Genomic DNA, 19,068 nt, shown 5'->3' with positions numbered 1-19,068 from the left:
GATTGGTATGCTGATGGATCTTACTGTCTGATGAGCAAGAAGATCATTCCATATAATCCTAAGTTAGTTCCGCTGGCGCGTAAGCTTCGCAATAACAGTACGTTTTCGGAGGTATTGTTGTGGATGAAATTAAGAAATAAGCAATTTCTGGGGTATGATTTTGACCGTCAAAAGCCTATTGATAATCATATTGTTGATTTCTTTTGCCGTGAGCTAATGCTGGTCATAGAAGTTGATGGAAGTAGCCATGATTTTAAATATGAGGAGGATTTATCGCGCCAGCAGCGGATAGAACGATTTGGGATTACGGTTATTCGTTTTGAGGATATTCGTGTAAAGAATGATTTAAATGGTGTATTGCGAGAGCTGCAGTGGCAGATTAGTGAACTGGAAAAATAGATTGGGTTAACCCATCCCATCACATCCGAAGTCTCGGATGTGATACCCGTACCCCTCCCAGGAGGGGATTTGAGATTGCTTTTTTAGGAGTTGAGTGATTAGGAAAATAGCACGAATAAATTCCCCTCTATCAAGAGGGGGGCGCTTGTGAATATGCAAGCGGTCGGGGTGTGTTCTTTGGAATGGACTTTTTTAGTACCCACCCCGCCTCGTGCCGGCACCGTTACGTTGCTGAAGGCCTGCTATGCCGAAGCACAAGCTGCGAAGGCTGTGCTTTGAAGCGTCGGCGACCCTCCGAAAGGAGAATAAATTCAACATTAGCAAGAAATCAATCCCCTCTATCGAGAGGGGTGGCCCCGATTCATCGGGGTCGGGATGTATAAAATATGGACTATTTACCCAGCCTATTGACTCGACTGAGTTCTGCTGAATCGATACCCGCAATTCTCTCTTCCAAAGAAGACACACTTTCCCAGAAGACCGTTTAACAAATAACTAATCCCCAATTCCCAAAATTTCCTTTACCCTTGGGACCAGTCGCCGGCGATGGGAGCCCGCCCAGTAAATCTGTCCGCAGTCGGGACATTGAGAGAAGTCATCAAAATGCTTTTTTGTAAGGGGTTCAAGCTGATCGATCACTTCTTCTTTGGGTACGGATTGCAGCACGCCGTTGCAGTTGGGACATCGTGAGAAGGGATGGACGTCATCAAAGAGATTAAAGCGGTGGCATACTTCCCGGAGCTGTTCAGCGGGATCATCCGATCGCGGCAGGTAGCCGTATTCTATCACTTTATGCATCAGCAGCTTACGGTCGCGGGATAGCAGTACACGTTTTTCACCCAGCATTTGGCTTATGATTTCCTTGTCGGATTGCCCTTGAATATAAGCGGTATCAAATCCGGCCATCCGAAGATAGCGAGCCAGCTTGCCTAAGTTGGCATCTGCCAGAAAACGATTGTGGGGCAGGGTTCGTTTTTGGAGACGCTCACTTCTGGGAATATCAATATGGCTGAAAAAGGGATAGACGCTGATTTTTTGATCCTCTTGAATGAGGTAGGAGAAGTCGACCGGATGATTGTCTGCCAAAATCAGATCCACTTCGGTGTGGGGTACGCCGCATCCTTCGATCAGATCTTTGACGGAGGTGGGGGCGGTCAGCAGGCGCTCCACGGTCGGACCGGTAAAACCCCCGAAAAGGAGGTTGTTCAAATCGCCGTAAAATCGGAGGGTGACCCGAAGCATTCAGCTAACATTCAATTTCGATTGGTGGATAAGATAGGGATATCGGAAATTGAAGTTAAATTTATCAGCTGCCTATTTTTTACATCTGTAAAATAATTTGAGTATTGAAAATCGAAAAATGGGCACTGAATATTCTCCCTTTGAAGGGAGTGCCGCGAAGCGGGAGGGATGTTTGATAACAATTATTTATTAATTGTGATTAATTTGATACACAGTTGTCAAGTAGTGCTATTTATTTTTGTCATTAAGGTTTTATGTAGTGTTCCTTTTGTCTTGATACAAAAGGAACGAAAAGATCAAGGCTTAGAATTCTGAATTCGCTTTGGCCGTCGGGTGGAATAATTCTAATGGTCCTTCTCTTAAGGAGGATATTTATGGGATCTTACCGGTATAGAATTATCTGGTTCACCCTTTGGCCTCCGCACAGAATTCTTATGCCGGGTTTAAATTGTTTTATGCTTTTATAGTTTATTTTTCCGCGATTCACCCCCCAGCTCCTGAGTGGTAAAACCGTGAAGTCAGCAGATGGAACATCTCCTCTTGAGAGGAGGGGTTTATTAAAAAGAAAAATTGAATACCCACCCCATCGATTCGTCAAAGATCACCGAATCGATACCCGTACCCCCTCCACAGGAGGGGATTTGGAAATTGCTTTTTGGGAGGTGAGTGATCAGAAAAATAGCACGAATAAATTCCCCTCTATCAAGAGGAGTGAGCGCTTGTGAATCTGCAAGCGGTCGGGAGGTGTTCTTTGGAATGGACTATTTTAGTACCCACCCCGCCTCGTGCCCCGGCACCCTCCCAGAGGAGGGGATTTAAAACAGTTTTTAAAATGGAGGGAATCCCTGTGAGAGCTATCAGGAGATTGTGAGAGTTTTAAAATCAGTGTCAACTTCAAAAGTGTATACCGACTGGTCTTCGGATGTTTTTTGCAATTGAATGGGTTCTCCGTCTGCTTCGATGGATTCAGGTTCAAACGGGAGTCCAATGAGATTGATTTTTATCCTGTCATACTTCGGGATTAAGGTACCCTCTCGATTGGCAGTTAGGGTTGCTTTTTCTTGGGGAGCTGATTCCCATTGGAATGTTGTGAGACGATAATTACCCTCGTGGTGAGAATATCCTTCTCCTTCATCTTCGTAAAGCTGGCTTTCGGTGAATTCCTCTCCGTAGTACACATTCAATTCGAGCTGCTCGGGATCGCGTTCGTGGGTGTACTGCATCACTTCGCGGAGGGGCAGTACCGTACCGGCTTTTACAAAGAATGGGATCTCAGAAATGGGGGCATCAACGGAGTGGGTTTTTCCTCCTTCGAGGAGCTTGTTGGTGCGATAGTCGTACCATTTGCCCGAAGGGAGGTAGGTTTTTCTGCCGCGTGCACCTTTTTTGATAACGGGCGCCACTAAAATTTTATCCCCAAACAAAAAGGTATCGCGAGAATTAACAGACTTGGCATCGGACTGATTGTGAAAGGCCGTGGGTCGTAATATCGGGGTGCCGTGCTGCACGTATTTGTGAAATGCGGTGTATAGGTAGTGCAGCAGGCGGTAGCGGAGTTCTATGACCGAGCGGTTGATGTCGGTATATGTTGAGCCAAAGGTCCAGGGTTCTTGGTCGGCATCGGATTGCAGCTTCTTTTGTTTTCCCTGCTCTTCTTTGATGACTTCGGCTCCCTCTACCTCGTAGCCCATGGTGTGATTGCGGAACAGCGGATGGAAGACCCCAAGTTGCAGCCAGCGGGTAAACAGCTCGGCGCTGGGTTGTTCGACAAAGCCGCCGATGTCGGTGCCTACGAAGGAGTAGCCGGAGATGCTGAGCCGTACGCACTGCTCGAGGGCGTGGCGCAGGTGCTCCCAGTTGGCGATGTTGTCGCCGGTCCACAGGGCGGCATAACGCTGTCCACCGGAGAAATTGGCGCGGGTGAGCAGAAAGGGACGCTTGTCTTGGTTGTGTTTTTTGATGCCTTGGTACGAGGCGCGGGCCATCTGCATGCCGTAGATGTTGTGAGCTTTTTTGTGGCTGGCGGGATGTCCGTCAAAGTGGTGACGAATGTCGTTGGGAAAGGTTTTGGTTTTGACTTCAAAGACTGCGGGCTCGTTCATGTCGTTCCAGATACCACTGATTCCTTTCTCTGTAAGCAGATCTTCGTAGAGGTCGCCCCACCACTCGCGGACTCGAGGATCCGTATAGTCGGGGAATACGGTTTTGGGTGGCCAGACGGGCCCGATCATTAGTTCGCCGTCGGGACGTTTGCAGAAGTAGTCGTTCTCCAATCCCTGCTGATATACTTGATAATCGTCATCCACTTTGATACCGGGATCGATCATGACGATGGTTTCAAAGCCTTTTTCTTTGAGGTCGCTAATTAATTTTTTGGGATCAGGAAATCGATCGTGGTTCCAGGTAAAGACCCGGTAATCGTCCATGTAGTCGATATCGAGGTAGATGGCGTCGCAGGGGATCTGTTTATCGCGGAAGGTTTCGGCCAGTTTTCTAACGCGCTTTTCGGGATAGTAGCTCCAGCGACACTGGTGGTAGCCGAGTCCCCACAGGGGCGGCAGCTCGGGCGTTCCGGTCAGCTTGGCATAGCGTTCGGATATGGTTTTCAGCTCCGGACCGTAAATGAAGTAGTAGTTCATGCATCCGCCGTCGGCCGAAAAAGTGCAGGTGCCATTGTCGTTTGAATCAAAATCGAAATGCGAGCGGTAGGTATTATCGAGGAAGATGCCGTAGGCGTTGCCGTCGCTGTTAAGTGCCTGGTAAAAAGGGATGCTTCGGTAAAGCGGATCGCGATGCTTGTCGAGCTCATAGGCGTAGGAATCGGTATTCCAGTTTTCGAACGATTCGCCCCGCAATCCGTCTTCGGTGATTTTATCGCCCAGTCCAAAATAGTGGGTGCCTTCGGGTGCCTCTTTGGTGATTTTTAATTCGGTGATGCCCTTCATGATGCTGTCTTTACGGAGGAAGGGTTTCTTGTCTTTGCATAGTAGCGTGCCGTCGGTATCCAGAAAGTCTACCTGCATATTCTTTTGAGATATGCGGCATAGAAGCGAATCAGTGGTTATTTCTATATGTTTATCCGTTTCGCGTATCGCGAAATAAGTATTATTGGGGTCGAAATCGGGGGCAATGGCGTAGGAGAAATCGGTGGGACGATCGCCTTCGAGAATGTATTTCAACTGGATGATTTCGGGAGTGTGAACGGTGATCTGCAGCCGGATATCATTTTCGGAGCGGAGTGTTAACTGTTGTCCGTCAACCCGGTAGTCGGCTATGTTGTTGGGTTGACGTTGGTAGGAAACGTCCGTTTTGCGTTGTTGACCTTCTTCGGACTGCTTTTGTTTTGCTTCGGGATCGTTCTTGGCCATAAGTCGATAATGAAAATGAAATTCGTAAAGGACTTCAGAAAATATAAAAACATGCCCGTAATACAACGGGATAAATTGTGATACCATCGAATGGCTGGGTTGGCCATCCGATGGTTCTAATATATTTCAGAGTTTTAAGGAAGTTATACTCCCGGAAATTTTTTATTAATACTGGGTTTTTCGAGAGTACAACTCTCTCACAACCTTGGCTGTGGAATATGCTGTTACTTTTTTTGAGTGAGCAAAAAAGTAACCAAAAAACTCACCGGCTGAGAATTGTGAAATTACTCTGGCTTTGCAGAATACGTGCATTTTAATGATCCTTCGCAGGATTAGCCTGCTTTTATAGCAACGGATCAGTATAAAATGCACATCCATATTCTTTAGCCATCGCTCACAATTCTTATGCCGGAGGATTTAAGATCGGGGTCACGGGAGACGTGGGAAAAAGAATAAACATAACCTAATCTATCGCCACGGCAAGATCCGCAAAGTTTTGGAAACTTTGCGGATCTAAATGTTGAAAACTTACCCTGTCAACAAATAGCCCTTCGCTAACTCGGTATATTCTTCGACTTGTTGCTGTTGCCATTCTTCATTTCGACCTAATTCCTTAGCTAAAAGATTAGCTACCGGCTCAGCCATTTCGATACTGGCGCGAGCATCGAGCAGCAGGGCGCGTGTGCGGCGCGAGAGGACATCTTCGACCGTGAGGGCCATCTCATTACGGGCTGCCCAGACAACTTCAGCGGGGGTATAGGGTAAATTTGAATGAATAGGTTCGCCCCAGCCATCATTCTCTTCCGCAATCTTTTTAAGTGAAAGCGCATCAGAACCGTATAGCTCATAGGGCTCGGCGGCGTCAGTATTCTTAAGCCAGCCGTGCAGGCGCAGATTTTGGGTTACGGATTCTCGCTCATCAAGTCCCGCTACAACCGCAGCTTCGTTAACGGTATCTTCGGCCATCTTGCGGTAGGTCGTCCATTTTCCGCCAGTGATGGTTACTAATCCCGACGGATCGATCAGCAGAGTATGATCGCGGGAGATTGAAGCGGTGTCGTCATCGCCCTCGGGAGAAACCAGCGGACGAATACCGGCAAAGACGCTGAGTACATCTTCGGGTTCAGGATCTTTGGTAAGATATCTTGCGGCGTGGGTTAGCAGAAACTCTATCTCTTCTTCCTGAGCGCGGGGTTCAAGTGAGGGTTCTTCGAGAGGGGTATCGGTAGTACCAACAATGATACGGTCGTGCCACGGGACGGCAAAAAGGACCCGTCCGTCATCGGTTCGAGGTACCATAATGGCACTTTCACCCGGTTGGAATGATTTGTCGAGTACAACATGAACACCTTGACTCGGTTTCATAAGCCGCTTGGCTTGTGGGTTATCCATCTGGCGTATTTCATCAGTAAACATGCCGGTGGCATTAATGACAACACGTCCCTGTATTTCCATATTATGATCGCCTTTCTGATCTTCGATCTTTACCCCCGATACCAAACCGTTAGCCTTAAGCAAATCGGTCACCTTCATGTAGTTGAGGGCGACTCCATCGTGATCAAAAATGGTCTGCATCAGATTAATCGCCAGTCGGGCATCATCAAATTGTGCATCATAATAAATAACACCGCCGTTCAGATCATCGGGTTCGAGCGTGGGAATGTAATCGAGCGTTTCTTCTCTGGATAAATTTTTGGAGGGACCGAGTCCCAGTTTGCCGGCCAGCTTGTCATAAATTTTGAGTCCGATACCGTAAAATGGCCCTTCCCACCATTCGTAGTTGGGTACGATAAATGATTGGTTTTTTACCAGGTGTGGAGCATTTTGACGAAGCAGTCCGCGTTCGCGAAGAGCTTCAAGTACAAGTGCCACATTACCTTGCTGGAGGTAACGTACACCGCCGTGGACCAGTTTGGTGCTTCGGCTCGAAGTACCTTTGGCAAAATCGTGCTGTTCCAGAAGCAGCGTTTTGTATCCCCGGGAGGCTGCTTCAACCGCTGTACCGAGCCCCGTTGCGCCGCCGCCTATGATGATGAAATCCCATATCTCAGTATCGTTCTGTACTTCTTGAAGTAGTTTATTGCGATCCATAGAAAAAAATGCTTGGTGAATATTTATTCTTGTTTCCATCCTTTGGCACGTTCGACGGCCCGATGCCATCCGGCGTAGTGGTCCAAAATTTTTTGGTCATCCATGCTGGGTGAAAAAGTGATATCGGCCTTCCACTGGTTGGCAATGCTGGAAATATCATCCCAAAATCCTACGCCAAGTCCAGCTAAATAGGCAGCACCCAAAGCTGTAGTTTCGGTTGTTTTAGGCCGCACAACTGGCACGCCCAGGATATTGGCCTGAAATTGCATCAGCAGTTTGTTCACTGAGGCTCCGCCGTCGACGCGAAGTTCTTTGAGCTCAATACCCGAATCTGCTACCATTGCTTTAAGCAGATCAGCAGATTGAAAGGCGATAGCTTCTAAGGCCGCCCGGGCGATGTGAGATCCATCGGTGCCGCGCGTAATCCCAATGATGGTACCACGGGCATGCGGATCCCAGTGTGGGGCCCCTAAGCCCGAAAAGGCAGGCACCAGGTAAATACCGTCTGTGCTATCAGCTTGGGAGGCGAGCTCTTCTATTTCTGATGAATCATTGATGATTCCGAGTCCGTCCCGAAGCCATTGCACAACTGCTCCGCCTATAAATACGCTTCCTTCAAGTGCGTATTCGGTGGTTCCGTTGATTTGCCAGGCAATAGTGGTAAGTAATTTGTTTTGGGAAGCGATAGGTTGCTGTCCGGTGTTCATCAGCATGAAACAGCCGGTACCATAGGTGTTTTTAGCCATCCCTTTTTGGTTACACATTTGTCCAAATAGGGCCGCTTGCTGATCTCCCGCAATACCGGCTATAGGAATTTCGGCTGCAAAAATATTTCCGGCGGTATGTCCGTAAATCTCACTGCATGATTTCACCTTGGGCAGTATTGATTTGGGGATGTCCAATATTTCTAAAAGCCCCTCATCCCATTTGTGGTCGTGGATATTGTAAAGCAATGTTCGGCTGGCATTGGTGACATCGGTGACGTGCTTTTGGCCGCCCGTCATTTTCCAGATCAGCCACGAGTCTACGGTACCAAAAAGAAGGTCACCATGTTCCGCCTTTTGACGAGCGTCATCTACGTTATCTAAGATCCATTTAATTTTTGTGCCCGAAAAATAGGGATCGAGCACCAGTCCTGTCTTTGATTGAAAGGTTTCTTCAAGATCTTCATCCTTAAGCCGGTCAGTTGTTGGTGCGGTTCTCCGATCTTGCCAGACGATGGCATTATAGATGGGTTTGCCGGTTTTACGATCCCAAACGATGATCGTCTCACGCTGATTGGTAATACCGATGGCTGCTATCTGATTGGGGCGGATATCAGCTTTTGTAACTACTTCGGCGGCGACGCTGGCCTGTGACGACCAGATTTCATTGGGACCGTGTTCTACCCAGCCGGGTTGTGGAAAGATTTGCTCAATTTCTTTTTGAGCTATGGCTTTGATTGCTCCGTGATGGTCGAACAGAATGGCCCTCGAACTTGTAGTTCCTTGATCTAATGATAATATATATTTCATAGCAGTAGTTATTTGTGGGCCAATTGTAGATGCAAGTAACTAACTGAGGGATAGAAAAGAAAGTGTTGTTGGTGAAGAAGTGAAATTAATTTTCCAAGAGCATATCGGAATAGGAATGAGCAATTAGTTGCTCGTCGGTAATTTCAAACAGCTCAAGATATTGTTGGCATTGCTCACGAAGCTTTTCTTCCCCGATAGTGCCATCTTCATCGATGGCTTCGATTTCTATAAAACTGCCGAGCTCTTTAACCTGATCAATATGAAATTTTACGTTGTCGATGAAGTAAATCTCTCGCTGTTTATCCACTACTACCTTAGTTCCAAGTGCATTGTCGAGCAGTGCTCGTAGTTTTTGTGGATGTTCGGCTGGAACCAGATTAATGTTAGAAGCCTTGGGTCCGGATTGGTTATCCCGTGTATAAAAAATGAGGTTGTTCTCGATGGTACCCTGGCGCAGCTTTAGCCTTCCTTCCGGTACTTCAAAATAGGTATCAACTTGGTGATCGGTGCCTTTGAAATCAGCATTGTGCCTGTTAAGTATTTTACGGATACGATCGGGCTGATCGCAGTGGGCTTTTATTTCGATGTTAAGGATACTCATTATTATTTTGTGTGGTTTTAAGAGTTCCTCCTTGGAGAAGGAGCTCAGGAGGATTGAATCATTTGATTATAGGTTCCCATTTCAGGTCAATAGCTCTTCTATGAAGTTTTGAGGTAAAATAAGTTAATCTGGGAATACTATTGAGGTGTACCTTTTGGCTTGATCCAAAAGGTACTAAAAAAATCAAGGCGATGAATTGTGAGATCAATTCCGTCAGCAGGATACATGGATTTTGATGGTCTTTTGTATTGAAGGTTCAGCAATATATTGGCCACCAGTACAAAATCCATAAACGTATCCTTTGGCGTCATTACACAATTCAAGGCCCTTTGTTAAAACCGTGAATTTGATATCTGATTTGAACTCATTAACTGTGAGTTTTTCTTAGTCTATGTCTCATCTCGTTCCAATTTTAACGTTTTGAGAGAGTCCTACTACCGAAATTTAAGTTTCACGCAATTGGTCGTACGTCATCTTCTTCAACCCCGGCCCATTCTAAATATTGGTTTCGTACTTCTTTAATATGCTCTGACAAGTTATCAACGGTCCAGCCCGAAACGTCAATGGCTTCGTGAATGTGAGCGGTAACTTGTCCTGACTTAGTAATCATGGTTCCTCCTTTGCTGAGGTCACGATTTCCTTCAAAATAGATAGGTACTATGGGGTAGTCCAAATCCATCGCCATTCGAAAGGGGCCTTTTTTAAATGGACCGATTATGCCGGGATGTTTGCGTGACCCTTCGGGGGCCATCATTACAGAAAGCTTATCACGTTTAATTCGGCGGTGTGTTTTCTTTAGCGTTTGGATGGCCTCTTCAGTTTTTCCGCGCTTAATAAAAATCTGTCCGGTGAGTCGACCCAAAATCAGAAAAATAGGATTGTATTGAAACTCCCATTTGGCGACAAAACGAACTTTAGGTAATCCCAGAGCCAGCAGGGTAAGGACATCGAGTGTAGAGCTGTGATTGATAATAAAAACGGCGGGGCTGGTTAACTCATCGGCATGTATCTTAACATTAAAAGAGATCCCGCTTACCCACATTACGGGATGTACCATAATGGGGGCAATTTGTTCGACGACAAAGTTGGAGGCTTTGCCAAAGGAAATCAGAAGCAGAAATAGAATAATAGGGGTAAAGAGCAGAAAGATCAGAAAAAAAGTAGCAACCGCCAGAATGCTACGCAGGTATTCTTTAAAGCCAAAATCCGAGTAGCTCATAATGTCCCTAATGTATTCTACCTAAATATATTAGCTTGAGACCTAATATAGTAAAATGATGATTTATTGCGAGAATATGTCATTTGATTTGATGGTGGCTTTTATACAGATTGCACTGACCTTTTGAACACCAACCAAATAGAGAATGACGGATATAAACAACTCAATTCTTGGCCAGCTATCCAAAGGAAACCGGATTAACATTGTTGTTGCTCTTATTGTAATTGTTTTGGGAGTTATCTTTGCCGGTGAGCTTCCTCAATATGGTGACCATTACGGATTTTGGTCGGTACTGCCGCCCCTTATTGCCATTGTGTTAGCTTTTTGGACCCAAGAGGTAGTTAGTTCCCTGTTTGTAGGTATTGTTTTAGGGGGATTTATTTCCGGCAATATTAATATTGTGGATGCCTACCTGATACCATCAATTGGAACTGAGAACTTTGCCCTAATTTTGCTGGTCTACCTATGGTCGCTGGGCGGATTGATTGGGATCTGGACGCGGACCGGCGGCGCCGAACGATTTGCCGAGTGGGCCGGCAGTAAAGTCGTACGCGGACCAAGATCCGCAAAGTTCTTTACCTGGATGATGGGGTTGGTTTTTCACCAGGGCGGAACAATCAGTACGGTTTTAACAGGAGCAACCGTGCGACCTATTTCGGATGAACAGGGTGTTTCGCACGAAGAAAGTTCCTATATGGTAGATTCTACGGCATCTCCTGCAGCTACGGTAATTCCTTTCAATGTGTGGCCCATCTATATCGGTGGATTGGTGGTAGGAACGATACCACTTTTCGAAACCACGCAAGATGCTGTGGCATTCTTTTTTCAGGCTATTCCCTTCAACTTTTACGGCATTTTAGCCCTTTTGATGACTCTGCTTTTTGCCTGGGAGTTGCTGCCGTGGATTCCGAGCAAGAAAATGCGTGACGCTATTAAACGATCTCGTGAAACAGGAAAGCTTGATCGGGATGATTCTGAGCCGATGTCCTCGAAAGAACTGACAGAAATGGATATTCCGGAAGATTATAATTCGGGATTGATTGATTTTTTTGGTCCTATTGGTACGCTCCTAGGGGTAGCTATCATCCCGTACATCACTACCTTTTATATTATGGGCAATACCGAAGATCCTATGCTGCTTATTGCCGAGGCTTTTGTGCTGGCTGTGTTGACCGGAATGTTTGTGGCATTGGCGAAAGGGATGGAGCTGAAAACAGTAATGGATGGTTTTGTGGATGGCTGCAAAGGAGTAACCATTGGCGCAATTGTGTTAGCTTTAGCAGTAACGCTGAAAGAGGTGGCTGAGTCGGTAGGTACGGCTGAGTATGTAGTTGCCCTGGTGGGCGATTCCATTGCTCCCATGTTTTTACCTGCTATTTTAATGGGATTATGTATGTTAATTGCTTTTGCAGCGGGTACGTCATTTGGGACTTATGCTGTGGTATTTCCGGTAGCGATGCCGCTGGCTTGGGCTATATTGCCTGATCCATTCTTTATTACGCTCTGCTTTGGAGCAGTTGTGGGTGGCAGCGTTTTTGGGGATCAGTGTTCGCCAATTTCTGATACGACTATTCTTTCGTCATTGGCTACCGGTAGTGACTTAATGGATCACGTGAAAACCCAGATTCCTCTGGCCCTTATGGCTGCGGGAATTGGTGCCGTATTATATACGCTAATTGTTGCAGTGTTCGTTTAGATTGCTAAAAACTCCAAGGGTTTTGGAAACTCTTAATCTGGTTAACTGCTGAAAATTTTGATTCTGAAAGCTTTAAAAAAGCTATCCTTCTAATTTCGAAGTGCAATGTGGACAACGTGTAGCTTTTACAGGAATGTCTGAAAAGCAGAAAGAGCACTTCTTTATCGAAGGGGCAACCGGCTCGGGTTTTTCCTCCGGTCGTTTTAGCTTGTTGATGTAGCGTATCAGAATAAATACAGCAAAAGCTATGATAGCAAAACTGATAGCTGTGTTAATAAATTGTCCGTAGTTTAAGGTGACAGCTCCTACTTCCTGGGCAGCAGATATGGTAGCATATGGAGGTGGGATACTTCCTTCCTTGAGTACAACAAAAAATTCCGAAAAATCGACTCCCCCCATGAGCAATCCCAGCGGGGGCATTAATAGATCTTTAACAAGTGATTGGACAACACCGGTAAAAGCTGCGCCAATGATGATACCCACGGCCATATCCACCACATTCCCCTTAATGGCAAACTCTTTAAACTCTTTTAGCATATTTTCTTCTTATTGTTTTTGATAAAAGTTAGATTCTGCAAAAATAACTTTACAAAAATATGGGGTAAAAACCTATAGGAAGGGGTTTACTATCTTGTTTTGGATTGTGAGGATAGTAGGAAGTTTTACGATTGTGGAATTATAGCAGAAATATCCTCAAAGTTTAGGTATACATCTTCTATCTCTTTGCCATCGTCATCCTTAACGTCAACTTTATCCAAGACATCGTTTAGCTCAATGCTTCCGGCTGTAATTTCTATCGTTACTCCGCTCTCAAAGATAATTTTATAGTCAGTCATCATATAGGTGCTTTTATTTTAAAAGTACACAAGATAGTTGCATCTGAATGAATGCATTACAATTCCATAAATGGATACTGTAATGCATTCATTCAGATGCGCTACACCTTGAAGAATATAGCAGTTATTCTTCCTCGTCAGCAGTTTCTTCGTTCTCTTTTAACTTAGTTTCATCTTTTGCTTTCTCTTGATCACCTTCTTCAACTGTTTTTTCATCTTCTGCTGATCCGTTAAGCCATTCCATTACTTTTTTACCGGAAACTTCTTCGTGTTCGATAAGTTCATCAGCAAGTTTATCCAAGATATCCCGGTGTTCAGTAATGGCTGTTCTTGCACGATCATATGCTTCTTTAAGTATCCTCAGAACTTCCTCGTCTACTTCACGGGCAGTGTTTTCGCTGTATTCTTTTGAGCTACCCATTTGTTCACCCAGGAATACCTGTTCGCGCTGGCTACCGAAAGCGATGTTGTTAAATTTATCGCTCATACCCCAGTCGAGCACCATCTTTCGCGCCAGCTTTCTAATCTGTTTGAGATCGTTTTCGGCCCCGCTGGTGGCAGTGTCAAAAATGAGGTTTTCTGCAGCACGTCCGCCCATCATAACAGCCATACGATCGAGCATGTATTTCTTTTCGTATAAGTACTTCTCTTTGTCGGGCATCTGTATAGTTACGCCCATTGCTTTGCCACGTGGAATTACAGTTACCTTGTGGATGGGATCAGTGTTAGGCAATACTGCTGCAACAATAGCATGACCAGCCTCGTGATAGGCTAACAGCTTTTTCTCATGATCAGTAAGCCTAATGCCTTCACGTTTTAGTCCCATCATTACTTTATCCCGGGCTTGGTCGATATCCTGTTGTTCGACAGCCTTACGTTCGTATCGTGCAGCAATAAGAGCAGCCTCATTGAGCAAGTTTTCAAGATCGGCACCGCTAAAGCCGGGAGTCGAACGTGCAATTTCTTCAAGATCCACATCATCTGAAATTTTCTTGTTTTGTGAGTGGATTTCCAGGATTTCCTCGCGATGTTCTTGTGTAGGAAGATGTACGGTAATTTGTCGGTCAAAACGGCCGGGACGCAGCAAGGCCTTATCCAAAATATCAGGACGGTTGGTTGCAGCCATTACTACTACTCCTTCATTTTTCTCGAATCCGTCGAGTTCAGAGAGTAGTTGGTTGAGTGTTTGTTCTCGCTCGTCATGTCCACCACCAAGTCCGGCTCCGCGCTTACGTCCGATGGAATCAAGTTCATCAATAAAAATGATTGCAGGTTCTTTTTCTTTGGCTTTGTTGAACATGTCGCGAACGCGCTTGGCGCCAACACCTACGAACATCTCCATAAAATCGGAACCTGTAATGGTAAAAAATGGTACGCCCGCTTCGCCGGCTACAGCTCGCGCAAGTAATGTTTTACCGGTACCGGGAGGGCCCACCATCAATAGACCACGGGGAAGTTCTCCACCCAGCGAATCAAATTTGTCGGGATTTTTAAGAAAGCTGACAACCTCTTGAAGTTCCGTTTTGGCTCCTTCAAGACCAGCGACATCATCAAATGTAGTATTGACTTTTTCAGCATCTTGTAGCTTTGCCTTGCTTTCTCCGATCTTGAACATATTTTGTCCCTGCATGCGCATTTGTCGGAAGAACTGGAAGCCGATCATGATGAGGAAAATAAGAGGCAGACCCCAGAGTAAGACGGTCCACCAGTTAAAGTCACTTTTAGGCCGTGTTTCCACCTTCACCTCGTGTTCCTCGAGCATGCTCATCAACTTATCATCCCCAAAAGAAGGAAGATAGGTGTTAAAACTTTTATAGTGGGTGGTATCGTTCTCGGCTGCTTTAAGTCGTGTTGCTTCTTTAAGATCACCAGTGACTTGCTCACCTTGAATAAGAACCTTCTCGACATTATCGGAGGTGATTTGATTACGAAACTCACTGTAATCAATGGTGGGAGGGCCGCCAAAAATTCCGCCGCTTTGCGAACTGAATAACCAAAAGCCAAAAAGCGCTGCTAAGATAATCCAGTAAAACGTGTACTGATGCTTGCCTCCGGGTCCCTGGAGTCCTTTATTCTTTTTTTGATCGTTTTTGTTCGGGTTTTGCTTCTTTTTATTCTCAGGCATAGAAACGAATTAAATGAAATCAACTAAAATTGGAATAAATATGTATCACATTTAACGAAAGTTAACGGTATTTAAATTCTAAGATTCTGTACCGTTTTCCTTTTTTACTCTGGAATATACAAAAAAAGCCTCTGAGGCTATCAACCAGCAGAGGCTTAGAGAGAGTTTCATTGCATATTGTGAGTCGGGAGGGGATCGAACCCACGACCCACGCCTTAAAAGGGCGTTGCTCTACCAACTGAGCTACCGACTCTCGGGTCAAAAACAGATTCCAAATATACGGATTTCACCCGACTAATTTCAAGGAAAAATCAGGTAAAATTTTATTTTCCTGTTATTTAGAATAAAGGGAGAGAAATTCATCAGTTTTGATAAAAAAATAGTACTTTCAACGTATTTTGGAATTTAAACAAAAAGTGTGTTGCACCCCGATATTTTAACAAAATATTCTATCTATCCTGTTAAGATTCCCACTCCATTTGCCGTGGGCGATGTTTTTAGCTACTTGATAAATGACGAGAAAACGGTACTGGTTGATACCGGCCAATATACCGATGATGCCTTTGAGTGTGTTCGTCAACATTTAAGTGAACAGGGACTAATGGTCAAAGATATCGATGAGATTTGGCTTACGCATGGGCATCCGGATCATCACGGGCAGGCTGCGCGACTTGCTGATCGTGCGGGAGCAACGGTGTTCGGTCATCCCTTGGAGCGTTCAAATTTTGGTGGGAATGATGATGCGGATTTGTTTGAAGCGTTTTTTCAAAAGCATAGTATTCCCAAAGATGATATTCAGAATATGGTTAATCAGCTGGATTGGCTGCAGCAGTTTCAGCTGGCGATTGAACCTAAATGGATAGAAGAGGGAAAGGTACTTAGCAGCGGGGAGCTTTCTTTTGAAGTTGTGCATACCCCCGGCCATGCTCCCGGTCATGTATCGTTCAAAAATGAAAGCGGTATTATTTTTGGTGGGGATTTACTGTTGGAGCATATTAGTACGAATGCCCTTATAAATTTTGATGTGGAAACGGATAGAAGGAATAAGAGTTTATTGCAGTATCGGAAATCGCTTAAATGGATTCGTGAGCAGGGTGGACTGGTATTGCCCGGCCATGGAAAAATAATAGAAAATGCTGCAGCCGTTGCCGATCATCATCTTAACGAACACAAAAAGCGATATCAGAAAATCCAGCAACTATTACAAAAAAAGCCAATGACACTCTTGGGTTTATCGTATCATATTTTTGATGACGCTATAAAGAAAGGAGCCCTGTTTTTGGTGCTGTCAGAAGTACTTGGGTATTTGGACTGGGGCATAGAGGAAGGTACCATCGAAGTTGATGAGTCGAATATGAATTATCGTGCTACTAACTAAGCAGTTTCTGAACTGGGATTATGAATTAGGGATTAAAAATGAAAAATTGTGGTCGTGTGATTTGACAATAAGGTAATCAATCGGGATTCTGCTAACTGCTAACTGCTAACTGCTAACTGCTAACTGCTAACTGCTATGTCTACGATATTTACGAAAATTATTGAAGGTGAAATTCCCTGTCACAAAGTAGCCGAAACCGACGAACATATCGCTTTTTTAGATATTAATCCCATTGCTGAGGGACACACGCTGGTGGTTCCCAAAAAAGAGATTGACTACTTTTTTGATTTGCCGGACGATCTGATGCAAAGTACCATGGCGGTATCAAGACATATAGCAAAAGCAATTGATAAAGGTTTGAATCCGCTGCGAACCGGAATAATTGTCCAGGGATTGGAAGTGCCGCATGCCCACGTGCATTTGATTCCGTTATATAAGGAGAATCAGGTGATGGCGTTGGGACATAATGTGTCGGTCAGCGAGGAGCAAATGGTCGAGCTGAAAGAAAAGATTACAGCTGAGGTGTCTTTATGAAAATATCAGTTCTTAATGGCCCCAATTTAAATATGCTTGGCAAGCGTGATCCCGAGCAGTACGGTAATGATACGCTGGAAGATATTGAGCAGTTGCTTATTGATTCGTTTCCGGAGCATGAGATGACCTTTTTTCAGAGTAATTTAGAGGGAGAACTGGTCGAGGCTATTCAGTCGTTAATGGATAGTAATTTTGATGGAGTTATTGTGAACTGTGGAGGGTTCTCACATACCTCTGTTGCTATCCGCGATGCCCTGGATTTAATTGATATCCCCATTGTGGAAGTGCATCTGTCCAATATCCATGGCCGCGAAGAATTCCGAGAGCGTACGCTTACGGGAGCAGTAGCAGATGGTATTATTACCGGATTTGGGAAACAAAGCTATCTTATTGGGGTACATGCTCTTGAGAAGTTGATTAAGTAGTCATTTCGAGTAAAAACGAGAAATCAATAGTAATAAATTCTAACAGGGTGTCATCCTGAACTCGTTTCAGGATCTGCAACAGAGTTATGAAATAACAGTATCCATTTGAAAAAGCTACGCGAACTACTTTCCGATACGCTTATTTATGGGATTAGCAGTGTTCTGGCTCGTTTTATTGGCTACCTGCTGGTGCCGCTGCATACCGATGTGTTCCCCACGTCGGAGTATGGGGTGGTGAGTTTGGTCTATGCCGGTCTTGCGTTCCTCAATGTGGTGTTCACCTTTGGGATGGAATCAGCCTACCTGCGCTACGCCAAAGATCGGGATCAGGCAAAAAATATTTTCAAAACCCTGCAGATAGGATTGGGAGCACTTTCCACAGTCTTGGTTGTATTGCTTGTGTTTCTTGCCCCCGCCCTAATGCCGGCCATGAGCCTGGAATCCACCGGAAGCGAAAACTTGTATTGGATGATGCTCGGTATCCTCTGGTTCGATACCATGGTGCTGGTCCCTTTTGCCGAGCTGCGATTGGTGCGCCGTCAGTGGTTGTTTGCCATATTTAAAACCGGCAATATTTTGGTAAATGTTGGTCTCCAGTTTTATCTGATCCTCGGACTCGGATGGGGCATCGAAGCCGTATTTTTTGCAAGTCTCATAGCATCAGGATTAACAGCAGTTGCTTTATGGATAGCTACTGCCCCGATGCTTTCAGGTAGTTGGGATACGCCCATATTTCAAAAAGCATTAAAATTTGGATTACCCTTCGTACCTGCGGGCCTTGGTTATGCCATCAACGAAACGCTGGACCGTTTTTTCCTGGGTAATTACATGTCACAGTCTACGGTAGCCGAACTTTACAGTCCCAATATGACGCCTGACGATGTAGTGGGTATCTACAGTGCTTGTTATAAGTTATCGGTATTTATGCTGTTGCTGGTACAGATGTTTCGGATGGCGTGGCAGCCTTTCTTTCTACAAGAATCTGACGATCCTGATGCTCCACAACTTTACCGCGATGTATTTAGGTACTTTAACGTAGTTGCCGGAATATGTTTTTTGGTGGTTGCCTTGTTTGCCCAGCATATTGTGCAGATAAAAGTACCGGTGTTGGATGTGTATTTGGTGGGCGAACAATACTGGTCAGGACTTAGTATAGTACCTGTACTGTTGGGAGCCTACTGGTTTCAGGGTTGGTATATGAACTTTTCGGCCGGTATTTTTATCGAGGAGGAAACCAAAATATTACCTGTTATTACCCTTATAGGGGCGGGAATAACGGTGATAGCCAATCTTTTGCTGATTCCCTATTTCGGAATGATGGGTTCAGCGTATGCCACCTTTATAAGTTATGCCTCTATGGCGATGATGCTTTATTACAAAAGTGTCAGCGTATATCCCGTTAATTATCAACTCGTGCGCACATTTCTGATGATGTTAATTGCTGCCTGTTCATTGTATGCCTTGCCGTGGGTAATAGGGTGGATGGGGTCGGAATGGACAAGTCGCTTCCTTATGTTATTTGTAGGGAGTGCAGGAATGGTCTTGTTGGCAGTACCAAAGTATTTCATAAAAAGATAGACCATTTTCCCTTATAGTCTTTTCTTAATTATCAAATGGGATTTCCTGCCTTGCTTAAAAAA

Annotated in this window: 16 protein-coding genes and 1 tRNA gene; 6 read left to right on the top strand and 11 right to left on the bottom strand. The window is 45.0% G+C overall.

Annotation, left to right across the window (positions count from 1 at the left end):
- Nucleotides 1–30 precede the first annotated feature (30 nt).
- Complete coding sequence (locus ACQ4LT_RS06970) at nucleotides 31–399, top strand: endonuclease domain-containing protein (RefSeq protein ID WP_445665310.1); 369 nt, start codon at nucleotides 31–33, stop codon at nucleotides 397–399.
- A 495-nt stretch (nucleotides 400–894) separates the two neighbouring features.
- Here the strand turns inward: ACQ4LT_RS06970 and ACQ4LT_RS06965 are convergent, their stop codons facing one another.
- From ACQ4LT_RS06965 to ACQ4LT_RS06935, 7 genes are all read right to left on the bottom strand, one after another.
- A complete protein-coding gene (locus ACQ4LT_RS06965; protein ID WP_445665309.1) occupies nucleotides 895–1,641 on the bottom strand; it encodes a Mut7-C RNAse domain-containing protein in 747 nt (248 codons plus the stop codon).
- 857 nt (nucleotides 1,642–2,498) lie between these two features.
- Nucleotides 2,499–5,096 (bottom strand): glycoside hydrolase family 31 protein, encoded by a 2,598-nt coding sequence (locus ACQ4LT_RS06960; RefSeq protein ID WP_445665308.1) that lies wholly within the window; start codon nucleotides 5,094–5,096, stop codon nucleotides 2,499–2,501.
- 441 nt (nucleotides 5,097–5,537) lie between these two features.
- Nucleotides 5,538–7,100, bottom strand: a complete 1,563-nt coding sequence (locus tag ACQ4LT_RS06955) for a glycerol-3-phosphate dehydrogenase/oxidase (protein ID WP_445665307.1) — start codon at nucleotides 7,098–7,100, stop codon at nucleotides 5,538–5,540.
- 23 nt (nucleotides 7,101–7,123) lie between these two features.
- Nucleotides 7,124–8,614 (bottom strand): glycerol kinase GlpK, encoded by a 1,491-nt coding sequence (gene glpK / locus ACQ4LT_RS06950; protein ID WP_445665306.1) that lies wholly within the window; start codon nucleotides 8,612–8,614, stop codon nucleotides 7,124–7,126.
- An 85-nt stretch (nucleotides 8,615–8,699) separates the two neighbouring features.
- A complete protein-coding gene (locus ACQ4LT_RS06945; protein ID WP_445665305.1) occupies nucleotides 8,700–9,215 on the bottom strand; it encodes a class IV adenylate cyclase in 516 nt (171 codons plus the stop codon).
- A gap of 137 nt (nucleotides 9,216–9,352) precedes the next feature.
- Nucleotides 9,353–9,505 carry a hypothetical protein gene (locus ACQ4LT_RS06940; protein WP_445665304.1) on the bottom strand — a complete coding sequence of 51 codons (153 nt, stop codon included), beginning with the start codon at nucleotides 9,503–9,505 and terminating at the stop codon, nucleotides 9,353–9,355.
- A gap of 161 nt (nucleotides 9,506–9,666) precedes the next feature.
- On the bottom strand, nucleotides 9,667–10,434 hold the full coding sequence (locus ACQ4LT_RS06935) for a lysophospholipid acyltransferase family protein (protein ID WP_445665303.1): 768 nt from the start codon (nucleotides 10,432–10,434) through the stop codon (nucleotides 9,667–9,669).
- Between the two features lie 145 nt (nucleotides 10,435–10,579).
- Here ACQ4LT_RS06935 and ACQ4LT_RS06930 point away from each other — a divergent pair, with 145 nt between their 5' ends.
- Nucleotides 10,580–12,130 carry a Na+/H+ antiporter NhaC family protein gene (locus ACQ4LT_RS06930; protein ID WP_445665302.1) on the top strand — a complete coding sequence of 517 codons (1,551 nt, stop codon included), beginning with the start codon at nucleotides 10,580–10,582 and terminating at the stop codon, nucleotides 12,128–12,130.
- Nucleotides 12,131–12,211: 81 nt separating this feature from the next.
- On the opposite strand, the gene mscL is transcribed toward ACQ4LT_RS06930, so the two are convergent.
- The 4 genes from mscL to ACQ4LT_RS06910 form a co-directional block, all read right to left on the bottom strand.
- A complete protein-coding gene (gene mscL / locus ACQ4LT_RS06925; protein ID WP_445665301.1) occupies nucleotides 12,212–12,667 on the bottom strand; it encodes a large-conductance mechanosensitive channel protein MscL in 456 nt (151 codons plus the stop codon).
- A gap of 125 nt (nucleotides 12,668–12,792) precedes the next feature.
- Nucleotides 12,793–12,969, bottom strand: coding sequence for a hypothetical protein (locus ACQ4LT_RS06920; RefSeq protein ID WP_445665300.1), 177 nt, complete (start codon nucleotides 12,967–12,969; stop codon nucleotides 12,793–12,795).
- A 121-nt stretch (nucleotides 12,970–13,090) separates the two neighbouring features.
- Nucleotides 13,091–15,091, bottom strand: coding sequence for an ATP-dependent zinc metalloprotease FtsH (gene ftsH, locus ACQ4LT_RS06915; RefSeq protein WP_445665299.1), 2,001 nt, complete (start codon nucleotides 15,089–15,091; stop codon nucleotides 13,091–13,093).
- A 180-nt stretch (nucleotides 15,092–15,271) separates the two neighbouring features.
- A tRNA-Lys gene (locus ACQ4LT_RS06910) sits at nucleotides 15,272–15,344 on the bottom strand.
- 168 nt (nucleotides 15,345–15,512) lie between these two features.
- Between ACQ4LT_RS06910 and ACQ4LT_RS06905 the strand changes: the two genes are divergently transcribed.
- From ACQ4LT_RS06905 to ACQ4LT_RS06890, 4 genes are all read left to right on the top strand, one after another.
- Nucleotides 15,513–16,469 carry an MBL fold metallo-hydrolase gene (locus ACQ4LT_RS06905; protein ID WP_445665298.1) on the top strand — a complete coding sequence of 319 codons (957 nt, stop codon included), beginning with the start codon at nucleotides 15,513–15,515 and terminating at the stop codon, nucleotides 16,467–16,469.
- A 135-nt stretch (nucleotides 16,470–16,604) separates the two neighbouring features.
- Nucleotides 16,605–17,003 carry an HIT family protein gene (locus tag ACQ4LT_RS06900; RefSeq protein WP_445665297.1) on the top strand — a complete coding sequence of 133 codons (399 nt, stop codon included), beginning with the start codon at nucleotides 16,605–16,607 and terminating at the stop codon, nucleotides 17,001–17,003.
- Nucleotides 17,000–17,428 carry a type II 3-dehydroquinate dehydratase gene (aroQ, locus tag ACQ4LT_RS06895; protein WP_445665296.1) on the top strand — a complete coding sequence of 143 codons (429 nt, stop codon included), beginning with the start codon at nucleotides 17,000–17,002 and terminating at the stop codon, nucleotides 17,426–17,428. Before ACQ4LT_RS06900 ends, aroQ begins: the two co-directional genes overlap by 4 nt.
- A 105-nt stretch (nucleotides 17,429–17,533) precedes the next feature.
- Complete coding sequence (locus ACQ4LT_RS06890) at nucleotides 17,534–19,006, top strand: lipopolysaccharide biosynthesis protein (RefSeq protein WP_445665295.1); 1,473 nt, start codon at nucleotides 17,534–17,536, stop codon at nucleotides 19,004–19,006.
- Nucleotides 19,007–19,068 lie beyond the last annotated feature (62 nt).

It is taken from the genome of Fodinibius sp. AD559 (genome assembly GCF_052712805.1).
This window is presented reverse-complemented; position numbering and strand designations above follow the sequence as displayed.